Raw genomic sequence first — 18,434 nt, 5'->3', positions numbered from 1 at the left:
CAAAGATAGGAAGAAATCGTTGAAAACTGACAAACTGTCATAGAGTTATGACCAGCATTACTCCGATTAAAAGGGATAGCCAACACCCAGATTAACGTTCAAAAAGTTGGATTGTGTCCTTTTGAATAGCTTATTGAATTGCAGTTCATCCAGCACAAATCGTTGCAAAGCAGGGTCATACACTTTTATCCCAAAGTCGAAACGGAGAATAAAAAATGAAAGATCATAGCGTATACCAAACCCTGTCCCCACCGCAATTTCGCGGAGAAAGCTATTTGCTTCAAATTTTTGAGATTCTGTCGCGGTACTGTTTAGGTTCCAGACATTTCCTGCATCGATGAAAAGTGCGTAATTGATATCCCCGAAGAATTTGGCGAGATATCCTCTCCATTCGAGGTTGCCTTCCAAGAGGAATTCACCAGGGGATTCAATGGATAAATTATTGGAAGTCAGCCGGGGAGGCGAGGAGCCAGGGCCAAGGCGCCGGGGAAGCCAGGCTCTCAAACTATTAGATCCGCCCGCAAAAAAGTACTTTTCGTAAGGTGGGACTTTGCTGTCCCCATAACTATAAATCGCGCCGGTATTAACTCTCGCTATAAAAGCCGACTTCTTTCCAATCGGCCAATAACGTCTGTAATCAGCGTTCCAGCGCAGATATTTGTAAAACTGAAGATCTCCGAAAACTTCCTTAATCAGATCTTCTTGTTTGGGCAGGACATTCAAAGTGGTACCTCCCGATTCCAATGCTACCCTGAAATACCGGGCGTTTTTGGGAGGGCCGACCAATGGATTGGTGTTGTATACAAAGTTAAAATTGATGTCAGATACAAAGGATTTCTGAAAACTGTTGATAAGGTTATTACCCTGCAAATACAAGGTGTCCAGCAGGCTTTTGAAATCGGGTCGGATATTTTGGGTATTTAGAATATTGAGGTCGACCAGCGAAAGGTTAAAAAGGGTGGTATTCGTCGGTTGCCAGGAATAAGTCATGGCGACCTTAACATTGGTACGGGTGTATTCCGGGCGATTTACATAATTATAACCCAATCCTACCTGTGTCCTCGGGTTGAAGCTGGCAGACTGTTTTTGGAGCAGGTTAGCTGGCGTAAGTAACCTGGGAAAAAATAGCGAGGTATTTAATCCAATTTCCTCACTTCTATAAATTTGCTGATTACCAAGAAAGCCGGGCACCAGCTCGATGCCGCCGCGAAGGTTAGCCTCGAAATTTTCCAGTCCATTGAACACGTTCCGGATCTTGTAAGAAAGGTTAGCGAAAGGCCCCGGCGTTCCCTGGAGCTGGATTACATTCAGACCAACATCGGTGGAGATCTGATACTTTTTTAAAGGAATTACTTTAAAATAGCTGTTAATGCCCCTCCCAGTTGAATCAAGTGTATAACTATAATTTACAAAGTCAAACTGATCGGTCAGTGAAAGCTGCTGCTGGGTATCTCTTTCCTTTTTCTGGCTGTAAAATTCTCCCGGCCTAACCTGAATTTTGCTATCTAAAATCTTCGTCGAAAAACGCTTGTCAGAAAAAGCATATTTGATCCGTTGATAGGTGACGGTATCCTTGCGGAAAAGAGAATCGGGTATACCGGCAGGAGGTAAAACTTCAAAATGAACAGAATTGATCACATACCGGACGGGCTTGTTGACGGCTCCCATATCTACGTTCACCTTAACATCAACGGATTTGAAATTGCTGTCAGTCTTAACATTGGTAATGGTATCGTTGACCAGGTAAGAAATATTTTGTCTCGAAAAGCCCATATAACCCTCATTTCGCAATAACGTCTCGATCCTGACACGCTCTTCTTCGAACGAATCGCCGTCGTATCTCTTTTTTCCAACAAGAAGGGCGTTCTTGGAATTTGCATCAATTATGCTGTCGGCGAAATAGTTCTTTACCTGATAATCGACCTCCCTGAGAATGGTCGGACGATTTTCGGTAACCAAATAATTCACCCTTATCCTGTTAAAAATAGTATCCGGCTTGAAGCCAACTTTTGCCTCAAAAAAACCATTGTTGAACAGGTATTTCTGCATTTTTTCTACATTCTGGGTTACTTCACTGAGTCGATAGTAAACAGGCGCTTCTCCTAAAACGCGCATCCAAAAATTACCCTGCTCTGCCCTTATCTGCGCTTTTTCAAGTTTCTTGGCATATCTGCGCTGTATTTTTTCCAGCTTTCGCGCATTATTTTCATGAATACGAGATTCGTTCTGATAATTCTGCGTGACTTCAATTACTTTACGTTGCTTTTCTTCCCGGTTATAAAATAGCTCACCAAAACGATAAAGCCCCACGTACGGGAAAAACGGAAGGCCTAAGAGACGTCTGTTGGGTTTCTGAGGAATCAATCCATCCAGTTCCGAATCGTTGATCATGTGATTGCCTTTAATCGACGAAGTTCCGAGAAAATAACTTTTTGCAGGAGATGAAGATTTGGGTGCGCAGGACAGCAATCCCGACAGGATAAGAAAAATAAACGAGCTGTATGTAATCTTAGAATTGATATTCAATGCTTTCTAAAAATCGAATAAAGTATATTAACTCGCTTAAAATCAAGAAGTACCGGCAATTACATCAATCTTTTATTGTTGAAGGTGGTAAAAGTGTGCTGGAATTGCTGAGTTCCGATTTTGACATTGAGTTTGTACTTGCAACAGAGGAATTTCAGCAAAAATACTCAAGTATTCTATCCCGCCATAGCACCAGGCCAGAAACGGTGACCATTGCAGAGCTGGAAAGTGCCGGCTCATTTCAAACCAACGACTCCTGCCTGGCTGTTGCTAAAACGAAGCAAAATGAATTTTTGTCTTTACAGGATTCCGAATATGTGTTAATCCTGGACGATGTGCGCGATCCGGGAAACCTGGGTAGCATTATCAGGGTAGCAGATTGGTATGGGATAAATAAGATCATTTGTTCGACGGATTCAACAGATTTTTACAATCCCAAAGTCGTTGCCGCCAGCAAAGGATCTTTCACGCGGGTCAGGACGTTTTACACGGATCTTAAAACCTATCTGTCGGATCATGGAGAAGGCCAAAGCATTGTTGGGGCATTCTTGGGAGGGGACTCAATTTACGATTTTCAGTTTTCACCGAAAGGCGGTTTTATTGTAATGGGTAATGAATCCAATGGCATCGGGCAGGAAGTGGAATCATTTGTGACAGATAAGTTGATGATTCCAAGATTCGGAGAAGCGGAGTCACTTAATGTCGGGATTGCCACCGCGGTAATGCTTGATAATATGAGAAGGCAGCTCTCCGCAAAATTGTAAAAATCGTTGTTACTCGTGCGCCGCCTTGTGGGACAGCTCCTCAGCGTACTCCTTTCCGAGATAGTTATCAATAAAATAATGAGCTACGTAAAGCAATGGAGTAAGCAGGATCGCCACAACACCTTTGTATAAATAGTTGATCGTACCGACTGAAAATACCAATTTCAAATCCCAGTTTCCAAAGACATAGAAGGCAATGCCGATAACCACGAAACTATCTACCAATTGAGAAAACATCGTAGATCCCGTCGCTCTGAGCCAGATAAACCTACTTCCAGTCCTTCTGCGCAACCATGAAAAAACGTAAACATCCAGCAACTGACCAAGCAGGAAGGCTACAATGGAACCGATCATAATACCCAGTCCTTGGTTGAATATCTTGGTAAATGCATCATTAATATTAAATACATTGCCCTGATTGTCAGTCTTATTAAGTTCCAGCCAGAATTGTGCAGGAGGCAGGAGCGTAGCTGCCAGAATTGTGATGAAAGTGTACGCGATAAAGCAGGCGGTAAGAAGTGAAATGCGTTTAACGCCTTTACGACCAAAGTATTCATTGATGATATCGGAGGTAATGAATACGATTGGCCAGTTGATCACACCAGCCGTCATGTTAAAATCAAAGCGTTGTCCGCCTATTCCTATCTGTGCAGGGGCAATACCCAGTAATGCTTCTACTGAAAAGATTTTGCCGCCAATGATTTCCGCAATTAGGGCATTGGTGAGAAATATGCCGCAAAGCAATAAAAAAAGCCGTTGCCTTTTGGCTTCCTGGACGTTTGGTTCCTGTATAGACATGGTCAAGAGGAGGAATAGTAGCAAGCATTAGCCGGTGTGGCAATCCACTCAGGCAACAATTTCTTCAACCGTGCGTGTTGATAAAACCCTGCGATTTTCGAGAAAAAATTCAATTTTGTCCAAGGCCTGATTTAGCTCGTCCACAGTTGGCAAAAACACGATCCGGAAATGGTCGTCGGATATGTAATTGAATCCGGTTCCGGCCACTACCAGCACTTTTTGGTCGCTGAGCAGGTCATAAACAAACTTTTCGTCTGTTTTAAGGCCGAATTTTTTCAGGTCAATTTTCGGGAATACATATAGAGATCCTTTGGGCTTCACGCAGGTAATTCCAGGAATAGAAGTCAGCCGATTATAGACCAGGTTCATTTGCTTGTTCAATCTTCCTGTTGGCGCAACCAATTCTTTAATACTCTGATAACCCCCTAACGCGGTTTGTATAGCGTATTGCGTAGGTACATTGGCACACAGACGCATGCTTGCCAGGAGCAACAATCCTTCTGAATATGATTTTGCTTTGTGTTTCGCACCACTCAGGATCATCCAACCCCCTCTGAATCCGGCCGAGCGGTAATTTTTAGAAAGCCCTCCGTAGGTTACGCACAATGTTTCGGTTACCAGAGATCCCATTGGATGATGTACCGCGTCATCATAAAGGATTTTGTCATAGATCTCATCTGAGAAAATGATCAGCCCATGCTCCTCAGCGATTTTAGCAACGCGGATCAATACGTCTTTTTCGTAAACGGCACCGGTAGGGTTATTTGGGTTGATAAGGACAATGCCTTTGGTGCGGGGCGTGATCTTCTTTTCCAGATCATCCAGGTCGGGGTTCCAGTCAGCCTGCTCATCGCAAACATAATGTACTGGTATGCCGCCACTCAATGCAACGGATGCGGTCCAAAGCGGATAATCGGGGGAAGGGACTAGGATTTCGTCACCTGGATTTAGCAACGCCTGCATGGAAAGCAGGATCAGTTCGCTTACACCGTTACCAATAAAAATATCATTGATTTCGACATCCTGAATTCCAATGGTCTGGGTGTAATGCATCACAGCCTTCCGTGCAGCAAATAAACCTCTTGAATCCGAATAGCCCTGTGCATTGCGCATGTTCATAATGATATCGTGAACAATTTCGTCGGGCGAATCAAAACCGAACGGGGCAGGATTACCAATATTCAGATTATGAATTTTGTAACCCTGGCTTTCGAGTTCCAGCGCTTTCTGATAAGTAGCACCGCGGATTTCGTATCTGAGGTTGTTGAGGCGCTGGCTTTTAAGGAATTCCATTTTGATTTGACCAATAAAAATTTACTTCAAAGGTAAGTAAATATATGAAAATAGGCCAGAATGGACGTAACCGGTATTTTTAATGCCTGATCCGCAGACCAGCCATGTTTTATATTGCTTTGATACCAGCTTTTAATATTTCAATGGTTCTTTGACCTTCGCCAGATCAGCAGGTTTATTATTAAGCCCAGCACAACGAGTGAATATAAAAAGTACCTTCCAAATTGTATGACTTCTTCGTTTCTTTCAGGCACCAGATTGTAAATGACAGATCCAGTTAGGTACATCATGAAAAAGCCAATAATTTTGATAACATTGGACAAATCATCTTCTGTCTGAATGTTCTGAATAACTTTTGCAACCTCTCTAATTTGCTAATTCTTTCGTCCAAAGGAAGTTCCTTAAACTTTTCAAGTATCATTGCTTGAACTGCAAGTTGAGTCGAGGTTAGCAGCAAAAAGCTTTGATCTTTTGCAATGTCCGACGGGTTTGATGACGAAGGTTCGGATTAAATGAAGCAAATAATATTACAAATCTAAGTGCAGCTCAACCAAATCCTTTTGCGAAAACCGCAGGTTGCCAGGTTTATTCTCGGAAATAGTTCCGACTCAAAAAGCCCTGAAACAAGAAAGGCCGGTCAAACGACCGGCCTTTAAAATCACGATAAAAAATCAAAAATCTTAGGCTTGCTTTTACTCGCGTACCAGGATTTCCTCCGTTACGCGCCATCCGCTGGCACCCATATAACCGTATCTCAGGTAAAAGGTTTTGGTCGCTGGATCATAGGTGTTGTTGGCTTTGGCAGCATTTGGCCAGGCAGGAGCATAAGGAGCTGGCAAGGCAGTGTCAAACTGCGTATAAGCTCCTCCCGCTGCCCCGGCTGCAGGCGTTATCGTCACCTTGTTAGTGGTTGGGTTAACTGTCAGATTAGCAAAATAACCTGCCCCTCCTAAATCGCCAAGTTCTACCTTCACGGTTGTCGGCGATACTGTTATCAAGTCTTTATGCGCACTTACAGCCCTTGGTGCCGAAGGGTGATAAACATAGCCGGTTGCAGTGTATGTTGCATCATAGATGTTTTTCGCCGAAACCGCCAACAGTATCGTTCCAAAATTACCGCTTACCTGTCCTGTAGAAGCTGATTTGATCTGGATAGGCAGAACGTAGGATTTACTGAAATCAAACAGGTCGCTTTTAACCTTAAGTGGCACAACAGCCTGACGTTGCCCTTTTAATATAACCACCGTAGTTGGCAAGGTGTAGACAGCCGGGTCGATCAGATCAAAATGTGTTTCCTGCTCAGCATTATACTGGCTCAACGCAGCCGTGTCGATTCCCAATGTTACCGTGATATCTTCCGGCGCCACGTCGGCTCCGGAATAACTGACGGTTATAGGATAATCGTTTTCCGGCGCAAGGTCAAATGCCCTGCTGTATAGTGAGTATTTACTGCCACTAGGCGAAGCAAAGCTGGAAGGGTTCTTGAATTCGACAACATTGGTCGATTTGTCCGGATCCAGTGCTATATCATCTTTTAAGCAAGATGTAAAGGCCATTCCTATCAGGAGCAGGCCTGCTATTTTTATCGGATATTTCATATCAGGTTGTTAATTAGGATCCCAAAAAATGAGGTCTGTGAACTGGTTGATCGCTTTGTAATTTGCCGCATTGTAGGATTGCTCCGACGATGGATAAAGGATCCTTGAAGGAAGCTTGTCCGGTCTGGTAGATGTCGAGAGCAATGATGCAATGTTGTGAAAACCATCTCCGTTGGCAACGGTGACAGGATAACCTGTTCTGCGAAACTCATTATAGCCTTCCTCAGAATTGATCATATTCACGGCAATCCATTTTTGTGTGATAATCGCCTCGAGTCTCTGAGCAGGCGTGGTAGCCAGCTTAATGTTGACCAGGTAACTCGTTGGGTTCTCAACTTTGTATGCTGCGATATCAGCGGCAACATCTTTGCCTGGCGAGACTACATTGGTTACATCTTTATACAGATAGGTATACGATGCATTTATGCCGGCTTCGAAATTAAGTGTGAAATCCCCTGTCAGGAATCCTTTGAGCCTGGCCTCGGCCTGTAAAAATTCGGATTCGGCTTTTAGCATGATAACCTGTCCCTGGCTAGGTCCTTTCAATACACCAAGCGCATTGGTAATACTCGATGCACTGTTAAATGTTCCTGTATACCAGCTTGAGTAATTCGTCACAATCGTAGGTGCTTCAACTTCATTGCCAAGCTGATTCACCGGAGATCCTGTTGCAAAATTCTTATATATCACACCTCCTCTTCCTTCGTCCGTAAGTTTTTGACCTTTATAAAATCCGTAAGCAAATTCGGTCGGGATTCTGGATGCGTTGGACAGGGCGCCCGTATTTGAGTAGCCCCATGAGTTCCAGAGCGGATTGGGTTTGTCTTTTACATAACCCGGATTAATGATCGCATCATCTGCAATGAAGCCAAGCGTCTTATCCAGCGCAGCAAATTTTGCAGTTGTAAAACCGGATAATGCTGCCACACCTGATACCCGTATAAGCATTTTCAGTTTCAATGTATTAGCAAACTGCTTCCACTTTGTCATATCCCCGGCAAACATCGGATCAGAAGAGGAATTAAGACTCAACGGAAACTTCGCTCCATCAATAATCAGAATGGCAGAATCCAGTTTCGTCACAAGATCCTGGTAAATCGTAGCAGCATCGTCATAAGCAGGTGTCAGGTTTGCATTGTTTTGCAAGGCTTCTGTATAAGGAACGTTGCCAAATGCGTCCACCAATCTCTGATAGTTGAGCGCGGTCATAATTTTTGCAGCAGCATTGGCATAAGCCTGTTCGTCGACCCCGGCAGTCTGATCCAGGATGTATTTATAATCCTGAAGATTGTCATACGTGTTCATCCACATACCATTGTAGTCGTTAGGCACCAACTGATAATTAAAAAGGTTACCAAAACCTGAAAAACCACCCGCATTTGCAATATACCCTCCGAAATGCCCACCATAGTTGTTAAACTGGTTTGCAATAAAAGCCGATCCCACGATTGCCTGTGGAAGGACCAGCAAAGCCGAGGTACTGGTGGCTGAATTGGGGTTGGTATTTATTTCCAGATAATCCTTGCAGGATGAGAGGACCGTGATGATCAAGGCCAGCATCCAACTAATGTTATATTTTTTCATTCGTTTTTTTCAATTAAAATGTGATTGATACCGTACCGCCATAATATCTGGCAGGAGGTGTTTGTCCTAACGTAGTAAAACCTACTGCATTGCTATCGGCACCATTATTACTGTATTCTGGGTCCGTGTAAAGGTTGGATTTTGGTACCCATATGAACAAGTTCCTGCCTTGAATGCTGAGAGAGGCTCCTTTGATAAACTTCGTTGCCGAAAGAATGGAAGCAGGGAAATCAAAAGACAGAGAAGCCTCACGCATTTTCCAGAATCCAGCAGAGTTGGCATAATTTTCACCAATACCGGTATTTCTTGTTCCGTCGGTCCAGAAATCGGCACCACCGCTCCTAACGGCAATGTTGGTGTTTTCCACGTAGTTTCCTTCAGCATTCATATAAGATGAATTAGGAACTACGAAGCGATCCCGGTTATACCATGCTGTACGGATACCCGCACCTGAGAAGTCGTAGCCGGTAGAAATGGCATTGTAGATATAATGGCCATTACGATATTCAAACAGAATGTTAAACCGAAGCTTTTTGAACCTCACTGTTCCATTAGCGCCCAGGATATGTGGTGGGTTCGTGATGCCGACATCTGTGAAAGAGCCATCAGATGCAGGGTTACCTGTTATTGGATCAACAATGATTCTTCCTTGGGGATCGCGGTTATAGGTGGTTGTCTGTAAAAGAGGAAAAGGGGAACCTACTTTTGCTATGATTTTAGCAGCAGCTCCCTGCTCGGACAATGCGAATTCAGACGCTCCGTCAGATAATGAAATGACTTTGTTTTTGTTGAACGTATAATTTGCACCCAGCGAAACTTCCAAGCCATTGGGCAATTTGACGGGGGTGATGCGCAGGTAACTTTCGATACCGTTGTTTTGAACTTCACCAACGTTGGTTGTCAACCTGTTGTATCCGGTAGAAGAGGCGATAACAACTGAGATCGTCTGATCAACCGTGTTGGTTTGATAGAATGTCATACCACCACTGATCTGCATTGGACGAACCTCAAAGTCAAAACCTCCTTCAAACCCTGTGGTGATTTCAGGATTCAGGTTGGCAGCAACCAGCGTGTTGTCCAGGGTAAATCCCGCGCCACTCGCATATGGGTAGTTGTAAGCCTGTGAAAATGTGCTGTTTAGGGCATATGCTCCGAATGTGTAGGTACTTCCAAGGTTAACCTGGCCTACTTTGGAATAACCTCCCCTTAGTTTCAAACTTTCAAGGATATCCGATTGGCCAAGTGCCGGGATGGCATCTGTCACAATGAATGAGACGTCAGCAGATGGGTAGAAGAAGGACCGATTGCTTTTCGATAGAATGGAACGCCAGTCATTTCTGCCGGTCACGTGCAGGTAAAGGAAATCTTTAAATCCTAAACGGGCTTCTCCATAAACCCCGATCTGACGGCTTTTGTAAACAGCTTCCGAAGCAAACGGGTTGCTCAAACTGTTTCCGACATTATAAAGGCCTTCAATTACAAGCCCGTTGGCTGATATACCGACATCTTTTCTGCTGTTTTCCCTAAAAGTTGTTCCAAGAACCACATTTAAGTTAAAATCTTTACTGAGATCAGTTCTGAACTCGGCAATGAAGTCGTTGACCAGCTGGGTATTGAAACCACTATAATCAGATACCGATCCTGCTACATCTGTCTTGGAACTACCAGAAATGCCTTTTGTATAGTCAGTAAAAGTAAATTTGTTGGTACTCGCCTTTCCTGAGAGGTTTCTGGTGCTGATCCCTACCCGATAGGTAAAAGTCAAAGGCTTGATTGGGTTATACTTCAGCTCCATATTACCTTGGAAATAGTCGTTACGGCCATCCGTCCGGTTGTTGGAAAGCGTAAAGTAAGGGTTGGGATAGTATTCGTTGAAATATCCGTTTGGATTTGCGAACGGATCTGTCTGCCAGTTTTCGTATTTCGTAACATCTACCTGAGAAGGCGACATTAACAGGTTTTGATATGCTTGTGCTGTCTGGCTACTCTGATCATAACGGTTTGCGATAAAGTTCGTGTTGAATGTCGCAGACAGGTTTTTGTAAATATGCCGCGTACTGTTGGCACGGATGCTGTAACGTTTATATTTATCGTAGGGAACGGTAGATTTCTGGTTAAAATACTGTGCAGATAAGTAGTAGGTACCCTTTTCATCGCCCGAAGAAATACTGAAATCCGACTGATTGGCCAAACCTGTTTCCCAAAAATCTTCCCTGGAATTTTTCGACGAATAAATTTCCGACTGGATGGAACCATCCTGCAAAGGCTTACCGATTACAACGGTCGAGCCATCAAATGCTGGTCCGTACTGCTGATTTTCATAAGGTGTGTAGGTTGGCACATCATCTGGTGTTGTTCCTGAACCGAATCCTTTTTGTAGCTGTGGCAAAAAGCTTACACTCTCGAGGGTAGTAGTGTTGGAGAAACGTACTTCTGTTTTGCCGGATTTGCCCTTTTTTGTAGTAACAATCAATGCACCATTGGACGCATCAGAACCGTAAAGTGCTGCTGCACCAGCGCCATTCAGGACCTGAATGTCATCGATATCTTCCGGATTGATGTTGCCCAGAATGTCACTGGTTGAAATGATGTTATCAATGATAACGAGTGCCTGGTTGTTACCCGTCAAAGAACGGTTTCCGCGAAGTACCAGACGATAGCTTGGATTAACACCGCTGCTTACGCCCATTACTAAAAGGCCGGGAACACGTCCGGCGAGACTTGCCGCAACGCTGATTGGCTTGCCCTGGACAATATCCTGTGCTTTTACAGTTGTTGATTGATTGCCCAGCTCTCTTCTCTGGGCGGTGAGACCACCGGCGGTAATTACCACCTCATTCAATGCTAATTCGTCCAATGTCAGGACAGCATCCAAAGGGCCGGAATCAGGCGCTTTTAATTCCTGGTTAAGGAAACCTACAAAAGAAAAAAGAAGTGTTTGCCCGGGCCGTGCATTGATGCTGTATTCACCCTTGTCATTTGTAAGCGTTCCGGAATTTGTACCGGCAATCCTGATAGATACCCCTGGTAAGAGGGAAGCGTCGTCCTTGGAAGTAACCGTCCCGGTCACTTCCCTACTTTGGGCGTAGACCTGACTGCACAGCAGCAACAATCCTCCCAAGAAGGTTAGTAGATTTTTTTTCATTAAGTTAGGTTTGTTATAAAGTAATCTCTGTAAAAATAATAATTGTTCTAACAATCACAAGAGGTTCTACGATTATTTCGAAATTTTAGTTGGCTAAAAACGGCATTGTCCGGCTGATACTTTGGCGAAACCTGGTATATCCAAAATAAAGGAAAGCCTTGCAAGTTACTTTAAGGCACATTTTTGACGAAAAATCTATTACAGCATTTGCACAAAAAAATAAGGCGGACTTATGTCCGCCTTATTTTTTTGTGCAAATGCTGTCTATTATTGCTTATCCCACCATAATTTGGTAATAGCAAGGTCACCGCCAATGGCACCAGCAGCCGTCTCACGGTTAGCCGGGTTCAATGTTTGCTCGTTGATAGGATAAATGAGCCTGACAGGGATTGCCAGACCGGCCGGAGCGCTTCCACCTGTCGGGGGAAGCAATTTTGGATAATCCAGTCTTCTCCATTCTACCCATGCTTCGTATCCACGGTTGTAAAGTGCGATCCATTTTTGGGAACCAATTTTTTCTTTGTAATCGCCTTTCGCAGTAGCGTAAGCAACGAGCGGCTGCGCGAGGTAAGTAGTTGCGTCAGCAGCTGTTCCACCCCAATATAAAATGGAAGACGTTATTCCGGCATTATAATGAGAGGCAGCAGTTCCGCTGGTGATAAATCCTCTTTCTACTGCCTCTGCAAGGAAAAACTCAACTTCCGCATAGTCCATAAACAAACCTTCCAAAGTTGGTTCGATAATTTTTGGAGCAACTTTGGAGAAGTTTGCGTAAGTATTGAGGAAACCGTAGTTTCCGCCTACGTACTTTCCATCAGCAGTTGTAGTGAAGAATGAAGCTCTTCTAGGATCATTCAATGCGTTCAAAGGATTGATCAAAGTAGAAGCACCGACATAATCCTGGCGGGTTGAGTACAGAATGTTAAGGTTCTGCGCGATCGGGTTGTAATTTGGTGGTGTTCCAATGTATGGGAATGCCGCTTTATCAGCATTTGCGGTAAATACATTTGGTGCCGCCGCCGCAACTAATGTTTTAGCTTTCGCAGCATCCACATCGGCAATGATCATCGCCAGTTTCAACTTCAAAGAATTTCCGAACTTGCTCCATTTTGCCATATCACCTTTATAAATAAGGTCTCCTGCTGTAAAGCCGGCAGAAGCGGGTGTAATCATTCCCAAAGCCGCATCCAGACGAACAAGAATTGCATCATATACAGTTTTAGCGTCATCATATTTCGGCAATGGATTTTCAGGATTCATCGCTTCAGTATAAGGAATATTGCCAAATGTGTTTAGCAACACAGACCATGCGTAAACTTCAACAATTTCAAGTTGCGCAAGCTGATTGTTTTTAATCGCAGGGCTCAAAAGCGCGTCGGCCGTAAGGATCTTTCTTGACTCTGTCAAATCTGAAATCACGTCGCGATAAAGTGCTTGCCACATTGCCTGAGGAATGGGGCGAGCAGTAAGGTTGTAACGTGGCTCATCAAGATAAGTCGTTGTCGACCAATACTGAACGTACAGACGAAAGTTGTTTGTGTTTACGCTGGGCGTAGTTAAAACGTCCGCCAAACCTTTCAATGAATTTGAAAAAAGAGTTGCTGGTGGTACCACCGTGGCCTTTTTCTCATTGATGTTGTAGTCATCCAGGCTATCAACGCAGGATGCCAGTAACACGACCGGTAATAAGAATATGATTATTTTTTTCATGTTGTTTTTAGAAACGGAATTTAACATTAAATCCATAATTTTTTACAGCCGGATAAGCACCTGTCTGGTATCCACCAGCACCTGCCAAAAGACCTGAACCCAAGCCTTCTTCCGGATCCTGATAATCCATGTTTTTATCGATGATCCACAAGTTGCGTCCCACAAGTGAGATATCAATTTGTTTGAAAGCTTTCAGTTTTGAAACTATTGATTGTGGCAGACCGAATGTCAACGCTACCTCCCTCAATTTTACATAGCTTCCGTCGTAGATATACTGTGCTCTCGGAGGGTTAGCAGGATAACCATAAGCAGTAGCACCGCCACCGTCCGTGTTCGCCGCATAAACAGTGTTTGGAGAACCGTCAGCCTGTACGCCTGGATAAAGAACTCCACCACCACTCGCAACAGGATCTCTCTTAGGGATACCTTTGTCATTCAAGCCGGCAGTGATTGGGTAAATACCAGTACCTTCTCCATACCATTGATCCAGTGACCAGATATCTCCACCGTGACGAACGTCAATCAGGAAGCTAAGAGCAAGTGTTTTGTATTTCAATGTGTTGTTCAAACCACCGATCCAGTCTGGATTAGGGTTACCAATGATTTCAGCAGAACTTGCACTAGCCTGGTACATTCCGTTGGCTTTTACAATTTTCTGACCGTTTTCATGGTATACGAAGTTAGTTCCGCGTATAATTCCGAAGGGCATGCCGGTGATTTTACCATTTGCATCTTTTGTGAATGCTGCGTTCAATGATACGCCACCCTGCAAAGCTGCAACCTGTACGTTTTGTACATCGCCATAAAGGCTCAATACTTCGTTTCTGTTTCTTGCAAAGTTCACATTCACGGTCCACTCGAAGTCGCCTGTCCTGACCGGTGTAACAAATGCGGAGATTTCAACGCCTTTGTTCTGAACTTCTCCTGAGTTTACATATCTACCTGTGTAACCAGTTGCTGAGGTAATATCGACAGGAAGAATTTGGTCAAGGGTATTCGATTTATAATACGTAACGTCAAATCCAACACGCTCCTGAAGAAAGCCCATCTGAAGTGTGAATTCAAGGTTTTTAGTTCTTTCTGATTTAAGATTAGGGTTGTTCTTAACGTTCGGCAGAGAGAAGTAAGGAATTGAACCGATTGCAGTTGGCTTGTCATAAATGTCTCTTGTCGCACCAAATGGAGCATCGTTACCTACTTCTGCATAATTCGCGCTGAACTTACCTGTGCTTAACCAATTTGATTTCAATGCGGGCAACTCAGAGAATACGAAGTTCGCTCCAACAGATGGGTAGAAATAAGTATTTTCCGACTCAGGAAGCGTAGTTGATTTATCTTGTCTTGCAGTCAATTCAAGGTTAACCAGTTCTTTAAAGCCGAAAGATGCCTGTGCATACAATCCATCTACGCCTATGCGGCGAAGAATTTCTGTTGGCGCCTCAATCGGGTTTTTCGAATTTTCGAGAGAATAAAGTTCAGGAACAACCAGGCCGCCGTTTGTAGAAGCGCGGATAGAAGTTTCTTTTGACCTTCTCATACTTCCACCCACCAAACCGGCAAAGTGAAGATCCTTGGTAATGTCTTTTCTGAAATTTGCGATTATGTCAAGGTTCGTTTCGTTAAAAGAACGATTGAAACGTGTATAGTTACCAGGAGCCTGGCTTAACACTGCGATTCTCTCTTCCTGCATATCGTTTGTTCCGTTATAGGCGAAACGTCCCGTCAAATCAAACCATGAAGCAATTTTGTAGGTTGCTGTGGCATATCCGAAGAAGTTGTCACGAGAGTCATTTGAAAAGTTTTTGTAACGGCTCCAATAAGGATTATCGAAATAGATCGGATAATTGTTTGCGAAATTTGCGCCAGCACCAGAGTGGTTGGCCCAGTTCCATGTAACGTTTTGTTCATTTCTGAAATAAGCGTCTTTCAATTCAAGCATGTCTACGTTGGCTTGTGACCATTGACGAAAACCCTGATTTGGGTTTTTACCATTGTAACCCGTGCCGAAACGTCCAAGACCTTTGATCTGAGAGTAGTTTACGTTAGCAGATACAGAGAGCTTTTTGGTAAGGTCATATGAAGCAGAGAAGTTGAAAAGATTCTTGCCAAGCTTACTGTTTGGAAGAACACCTTTCTCGTCGTTTCTGGTATAACCGATTTTGAATGTACTGTTGTCACCACCACCTGTGATGTTGATACTTTGGTTTGAAGTTACCCCGGTCTCATAAAATTTGTCCGGACCGTTCTGAGCGGCGACCCATGGACGCATTTGCTGATAGAAAGGAGATGTTGGATCAATAGCATTCCATTGATATACATTTAAGGAAGGATCAAATTTGGGTCCGAATGATGCATCCGAGTCAAATGAAGCAATCTTTCCTACACCAGACCCAAGGTCACCTTCATAGAAATCCTCAGCGCCACCGTAGCCAGCGCCATATTCTGTTTGATATTTGGCGAAAGTAGTTTTATCGATTTTTCCCCATGTTATACCACTGTTAACGGTTACATCAAAGCTGTTTTTCCGGCCCTGTTTGGTCGTAATCAAAATAACACCGTTTGAAGCGCGCGATCCGTAAAGAGCAGTGGCAGCAGCACCTTTCAATACGTTGATCGATTGAATGTTGTCAGGATTGATATCCGCTGCGGCATTGCCATAATCTGTCCCCGCCCTGCCCGTTTGCTGATCGTTTGTATTCGTGTTTGCATTAGAAACAGGAATACCATCTATTACATATAGTGCCTGGTTATTACCGGTGATCGATTTGTAACCACGAATGATCGTGCTTGTAGATCCTCCCATGGTGTTGCTCGCTTTTATGTCCAGACCTGCTACTTTGCCTGAAAGTGCGTTCATCAGGTTGGTATTACGACCGCGTGTAAGTGTTTCCGAGCTCACCTGTTGCGCTGCGTAAACAAGCTCATTGCGTTTTTTCTCCTGGCCAAGCGCGGTAACCACTACTTCCTGAAGCTGGCTAACGTCGTTTTTAAGAGCAATGTTAATGGTCGTCTGGCTGCCAAGAAGGGCTTCCTGAGATTCGAAACCGATGAAGCTGAATACCAATGTCGTGCCTGATTCGGCAGCAATTGAATACTCTCCCTGCGTGTTGGTCGTAGTACCACGAGTAGTACCTTTCAAAGAAATGTTTACACCCGGTAGCGCCGAGCCGTCATCAGCTGTGACTTTACCTGTCACTGTGCGATCCTGGGCGTATAATTGTGCAGTCAAAAGCAACATACATCCCAGTAAGGATAATAGAGTCTTCCTCATACGTGATTAAAAATTAAGTTTGTTATGTTAACATTATGTTGCAAAAATAATTATTAGTTTAACCATTACAACCTTTCTATTGCGAATTTTCAAAATATACTTTGGCATGACCTGCATAATCGAAAAATATTATACCTGAACAATGGCATTTTTTGCGATTTTTATAAATGTTGGAATATGGATAAAACGCGGCAATGATTATGTAATTGTTAACAGATTGGTGCTTTTATTGACTTTTTTGTATCATTAGCATAAACTCACTTTAAGTTTTATAATGAGATTAGCCTTCGGACGCTTTCGCTATACGTTTAACTTATATAGAATATTTCTAAATTAAATGGCGCTTTTGTATAGGCTGGGGAGGCAGGTAAAAGGCAGGGTAACTAATTTGTATTATTTTAATATTTACTTAACCAAAAGAATGGCATGTTACTACGAAATTTAGTCATTACCCTCATGCTTTTATATACCTATGGTAGTGATGCGCAAAATGTTTTGTCAGCAAAAATTGACCAGAAAGCACAATCGCTGGAGAAAAAGTTAATCGACTGGCGGCGCGATTTCCACCAGAATCCGGAACTCGGAAACCGTGAATTTAAAACCGCAGAGAAAGTAGCCAATCACCTGAAACAGCTTGGACTGGAAGTGCAAACAGGTGTGGCGCATACTGGTGTGGTAGGGTTGCTCAAAGGAGGAAAACAAGGGCCGGTTGTTGCCTTACGGGCCGACATGGATGCTTTACCAGTAACCGAACGGGTTGACGTACCTTTTAAATCGACTGTGGTCACGGATTATAATGGACAAAAAACGGGTGTAATGCATGCCTGCGGACACGATACGCATATTGCTATCCTGATGGGCGTGGCAGAAGTGCTGTCATCCATGAAAGGAGAATTGGCGGGCACAGTCAAATTTATATTCCAGCCTGCGGAAGAAGGTGCGCCGGAAGGGGAAGAGGGAGGGGCTGAACTAATGGTTAAGCAGGGCGTACTCGAAAATCCAAAAGTGGATGCCGTTTTCGGATTGCACATTGATTCTCAAATCGAAGTGGGCAAGATTGGGTATAAGCCGGGCCCAACGATGGCGGCGGTGGATATTCTGACCATCAATGTCAAAGGCAAGCAAACACACGGTGCTTATCCGTGGTCGGGCGTAGATCCCATTGTTACTTCTGCACAAATTATCAATTCGCTTCAAACGATCGTAAGCCGAAACCTTAATCTTACGCAGGCACCGGCTGTGGTAACCATTGGTATGATCAATGGAGGGATCAGACAGAATATTATTCCGGAATCCGTAAAGATGGTAGGGACAATTCGCACATTCGATGAAAAGATGCACGTTTTCGTCCATAAACGCATTAATGACATTTCCACCCACGTTGCCGAAAGCGCCGGTGCGACGGCTGACGTCAAGATCCAGATACTTTATCCGGTTACCGTAAACGATGTGCCTTTGACCGAAAAGATGATTGGTACGTTGCAGAATGTTGCCGGAACCGAAAATGTGTCTTTAATACCAGCGAAAACCGGAGCGGAGGATTTCTCTTATTATCAGCAGAAAGTACCTGGTTTATTCTTTTTTCTTGGCGGGATGCCAAAAGGCAAAAATGTAGCGGACGCTGCGCCGCATCACACACCCGATTTTTATGTCGACGAGGGCAGCCTTGTTTTGGGTGTAAGGTCGTTGAGCAGGCTTACTATCGATTATCTTGACATGCATAAGCTGGCTGCCAAAAAATAGCT

Annotated in this window: 10 protein-coding genes; 2 read left to right on the top strand and 8 right to left on the bottom strand. The window is 43.8% G+C overall.

All coding sequences use genetic code 11. The annotated features are described in order from the left end of the window. Positions 1-66: 66 nt before the first annotated feature. On the bottom strand, positions 67-2,526 hold the full coding sequence (gene tamL, locus FHS68_RS12070; RefSeq protein ID WP_208408287.1) for a translocation and assembly module lipoprotein TamL: 2,460 nt from the start codon (positions 2,524-2,526) through the stop codon (positions 67-69). Between tamL and FHS68_RS12065 the strand changes: the two genes are divergently transcribed. After that, complete coding sequence (locus FHS68_RS12065) at positions 2,526-3,290, top strand: TrmH family RNA methyltransferase (RefSeq protein ID WP_167270293.1); 765 nt, start codon at positions 2,526-2,528, stop codon at positions 3,288-3,290. The two genes, tamL and FHS68_RS12065, sit on opposite strands and share 1 nt — an antisense overlap. 9 nt (positions 3,291-3,299) lie before the next feature. Here FHS68_RS12065 and FHS68_RS12060 read toward each other — a convergent pair whose 3' ends face one another. The 7 genes from FHS68_RS12060 to FHS68_RS12030 all read right to left on the bottom strand — a co-directional run bounded on the left by FHS68_RS12060 (position 3,300) and on the right by FHS68_RS12030 (position 16,689). Then, positions 3,300-4,088 carry a queuosine precursor transporter gene (locus FHS68_RS12060; RefSeq protein WP_167270292.1) on the bottom strand — a complete coding sequence of 263 codons (789 nt, stop codon included), beginning with the start codon at positions 4,086-4,088 and terminating at the stop codon, positions 3,300-3,302. Positions 4,089-4,136: 48 nt separating this feature from the next. Next, the gene (locus FHS68_RS12055) at positions 4,137-5,381 is read right to left on the bottom strand and encodes a pyridoxal phosphate-dependent aminotransferase (protein WP_167270291.1); all 1,245 of its coding nucleotides are present in this window, start codon (positions 5,379-5,381) and stop codon (positions 4,137-4,139) included. Positions 5,382-6,073: 692 nt separating this feature from the next. Beyond that, on the bottom strand, positions 6,074-6,979 hold the full coding sequence (locus FHS68_RS12050; protein WP_167270290.1) for a BT_3987 domain-containing protein: 906 nt from the start codon (positions 6,977-6,979) through the stop codon (positions 6,074-6,076). A 9-nt stretch (positions 6,980-6,988) separates the two neighbouring features. Further along, positions 6,989-8,563 carry a SusD/RagB family nutrient-binding outer membrane lipoprotein gene (locus tag FHS68_RS12045; RefSeq protein ID WP_167270289.1) on the bottom strand — a complete coding sequence of 525 codons (1,575 nt, stop codon included), beginning with the start codon at positions 8,561-8,563 and terminating at the stop codon, positions 6,989-6,991. Positions 8,564-8,576: 13 nt separating this feature from the next. Further along, positions 8,577-11,708, bottom strand: coding sequence for a SusC/RagA family TonB-linked outer membrane protein (locus FHS68_RS12040; RefSeq protein ID WP_167270287.1), 3,132 nt, complete (start codon positions 11,706-11,708; stop codon positions 8,577-8,579). Positions 11,709-11,975: 267 nt separating this feature from the next. Continuing rightward, positions 11,976-13,418 carry a SusD/RagB family nutrient-binding outer membrane lipoprotein gene (locus FHS68_RS12035; protein WP_167270285.1) on the bottom strand — a complete coding sequence of 481 codons (1,443 nt, stop codon included), beginning with the start codon at positions 13,416-13,418 and terminating at the stop codon, positions 11,976-11,978. Between the two features lie 7 nt (positions 13,419-13,425). Then, entirely contained in the window at positions 13,426-16,689 is a 3,264-nt protein-coding gene (locus FHS68_RS12030) for a SusC/RagA family TonB-linked outer membrane protein (RefSeq protein WP_229211863.1), read from the bottom strand. 426 nt (positions 16,690-17,115) lie between these two features. Between FHS68_RS12030 and FHS68_RS12025 the strand changes: the two genes are divergently transcribed. Then, entirely contained in the window at positions 17,116-18,432 is a 1,317-nt protein-coding gene (locus tag FHS68_RS12025; protein WP_167270283.1) for an amidohydrolase, read from the top strand. Positions 18,433-18,434: the final 2 nt, after the last annotated feature.

The sequence above is a fragment of the Dyadobacter arcticus genome (assembly GCF_011762185.1).
In the GTDB taxonomy this organism is placed as follows: Bacteria; Bacteroidota; Bacteroidia; order Cytophagales; family Spirosomataceae; genus Dyadobacter; species Dyadobacter arcticus.
This window is presented reverse-complemented; position numbering and strand designations above follow the sequence as displayed.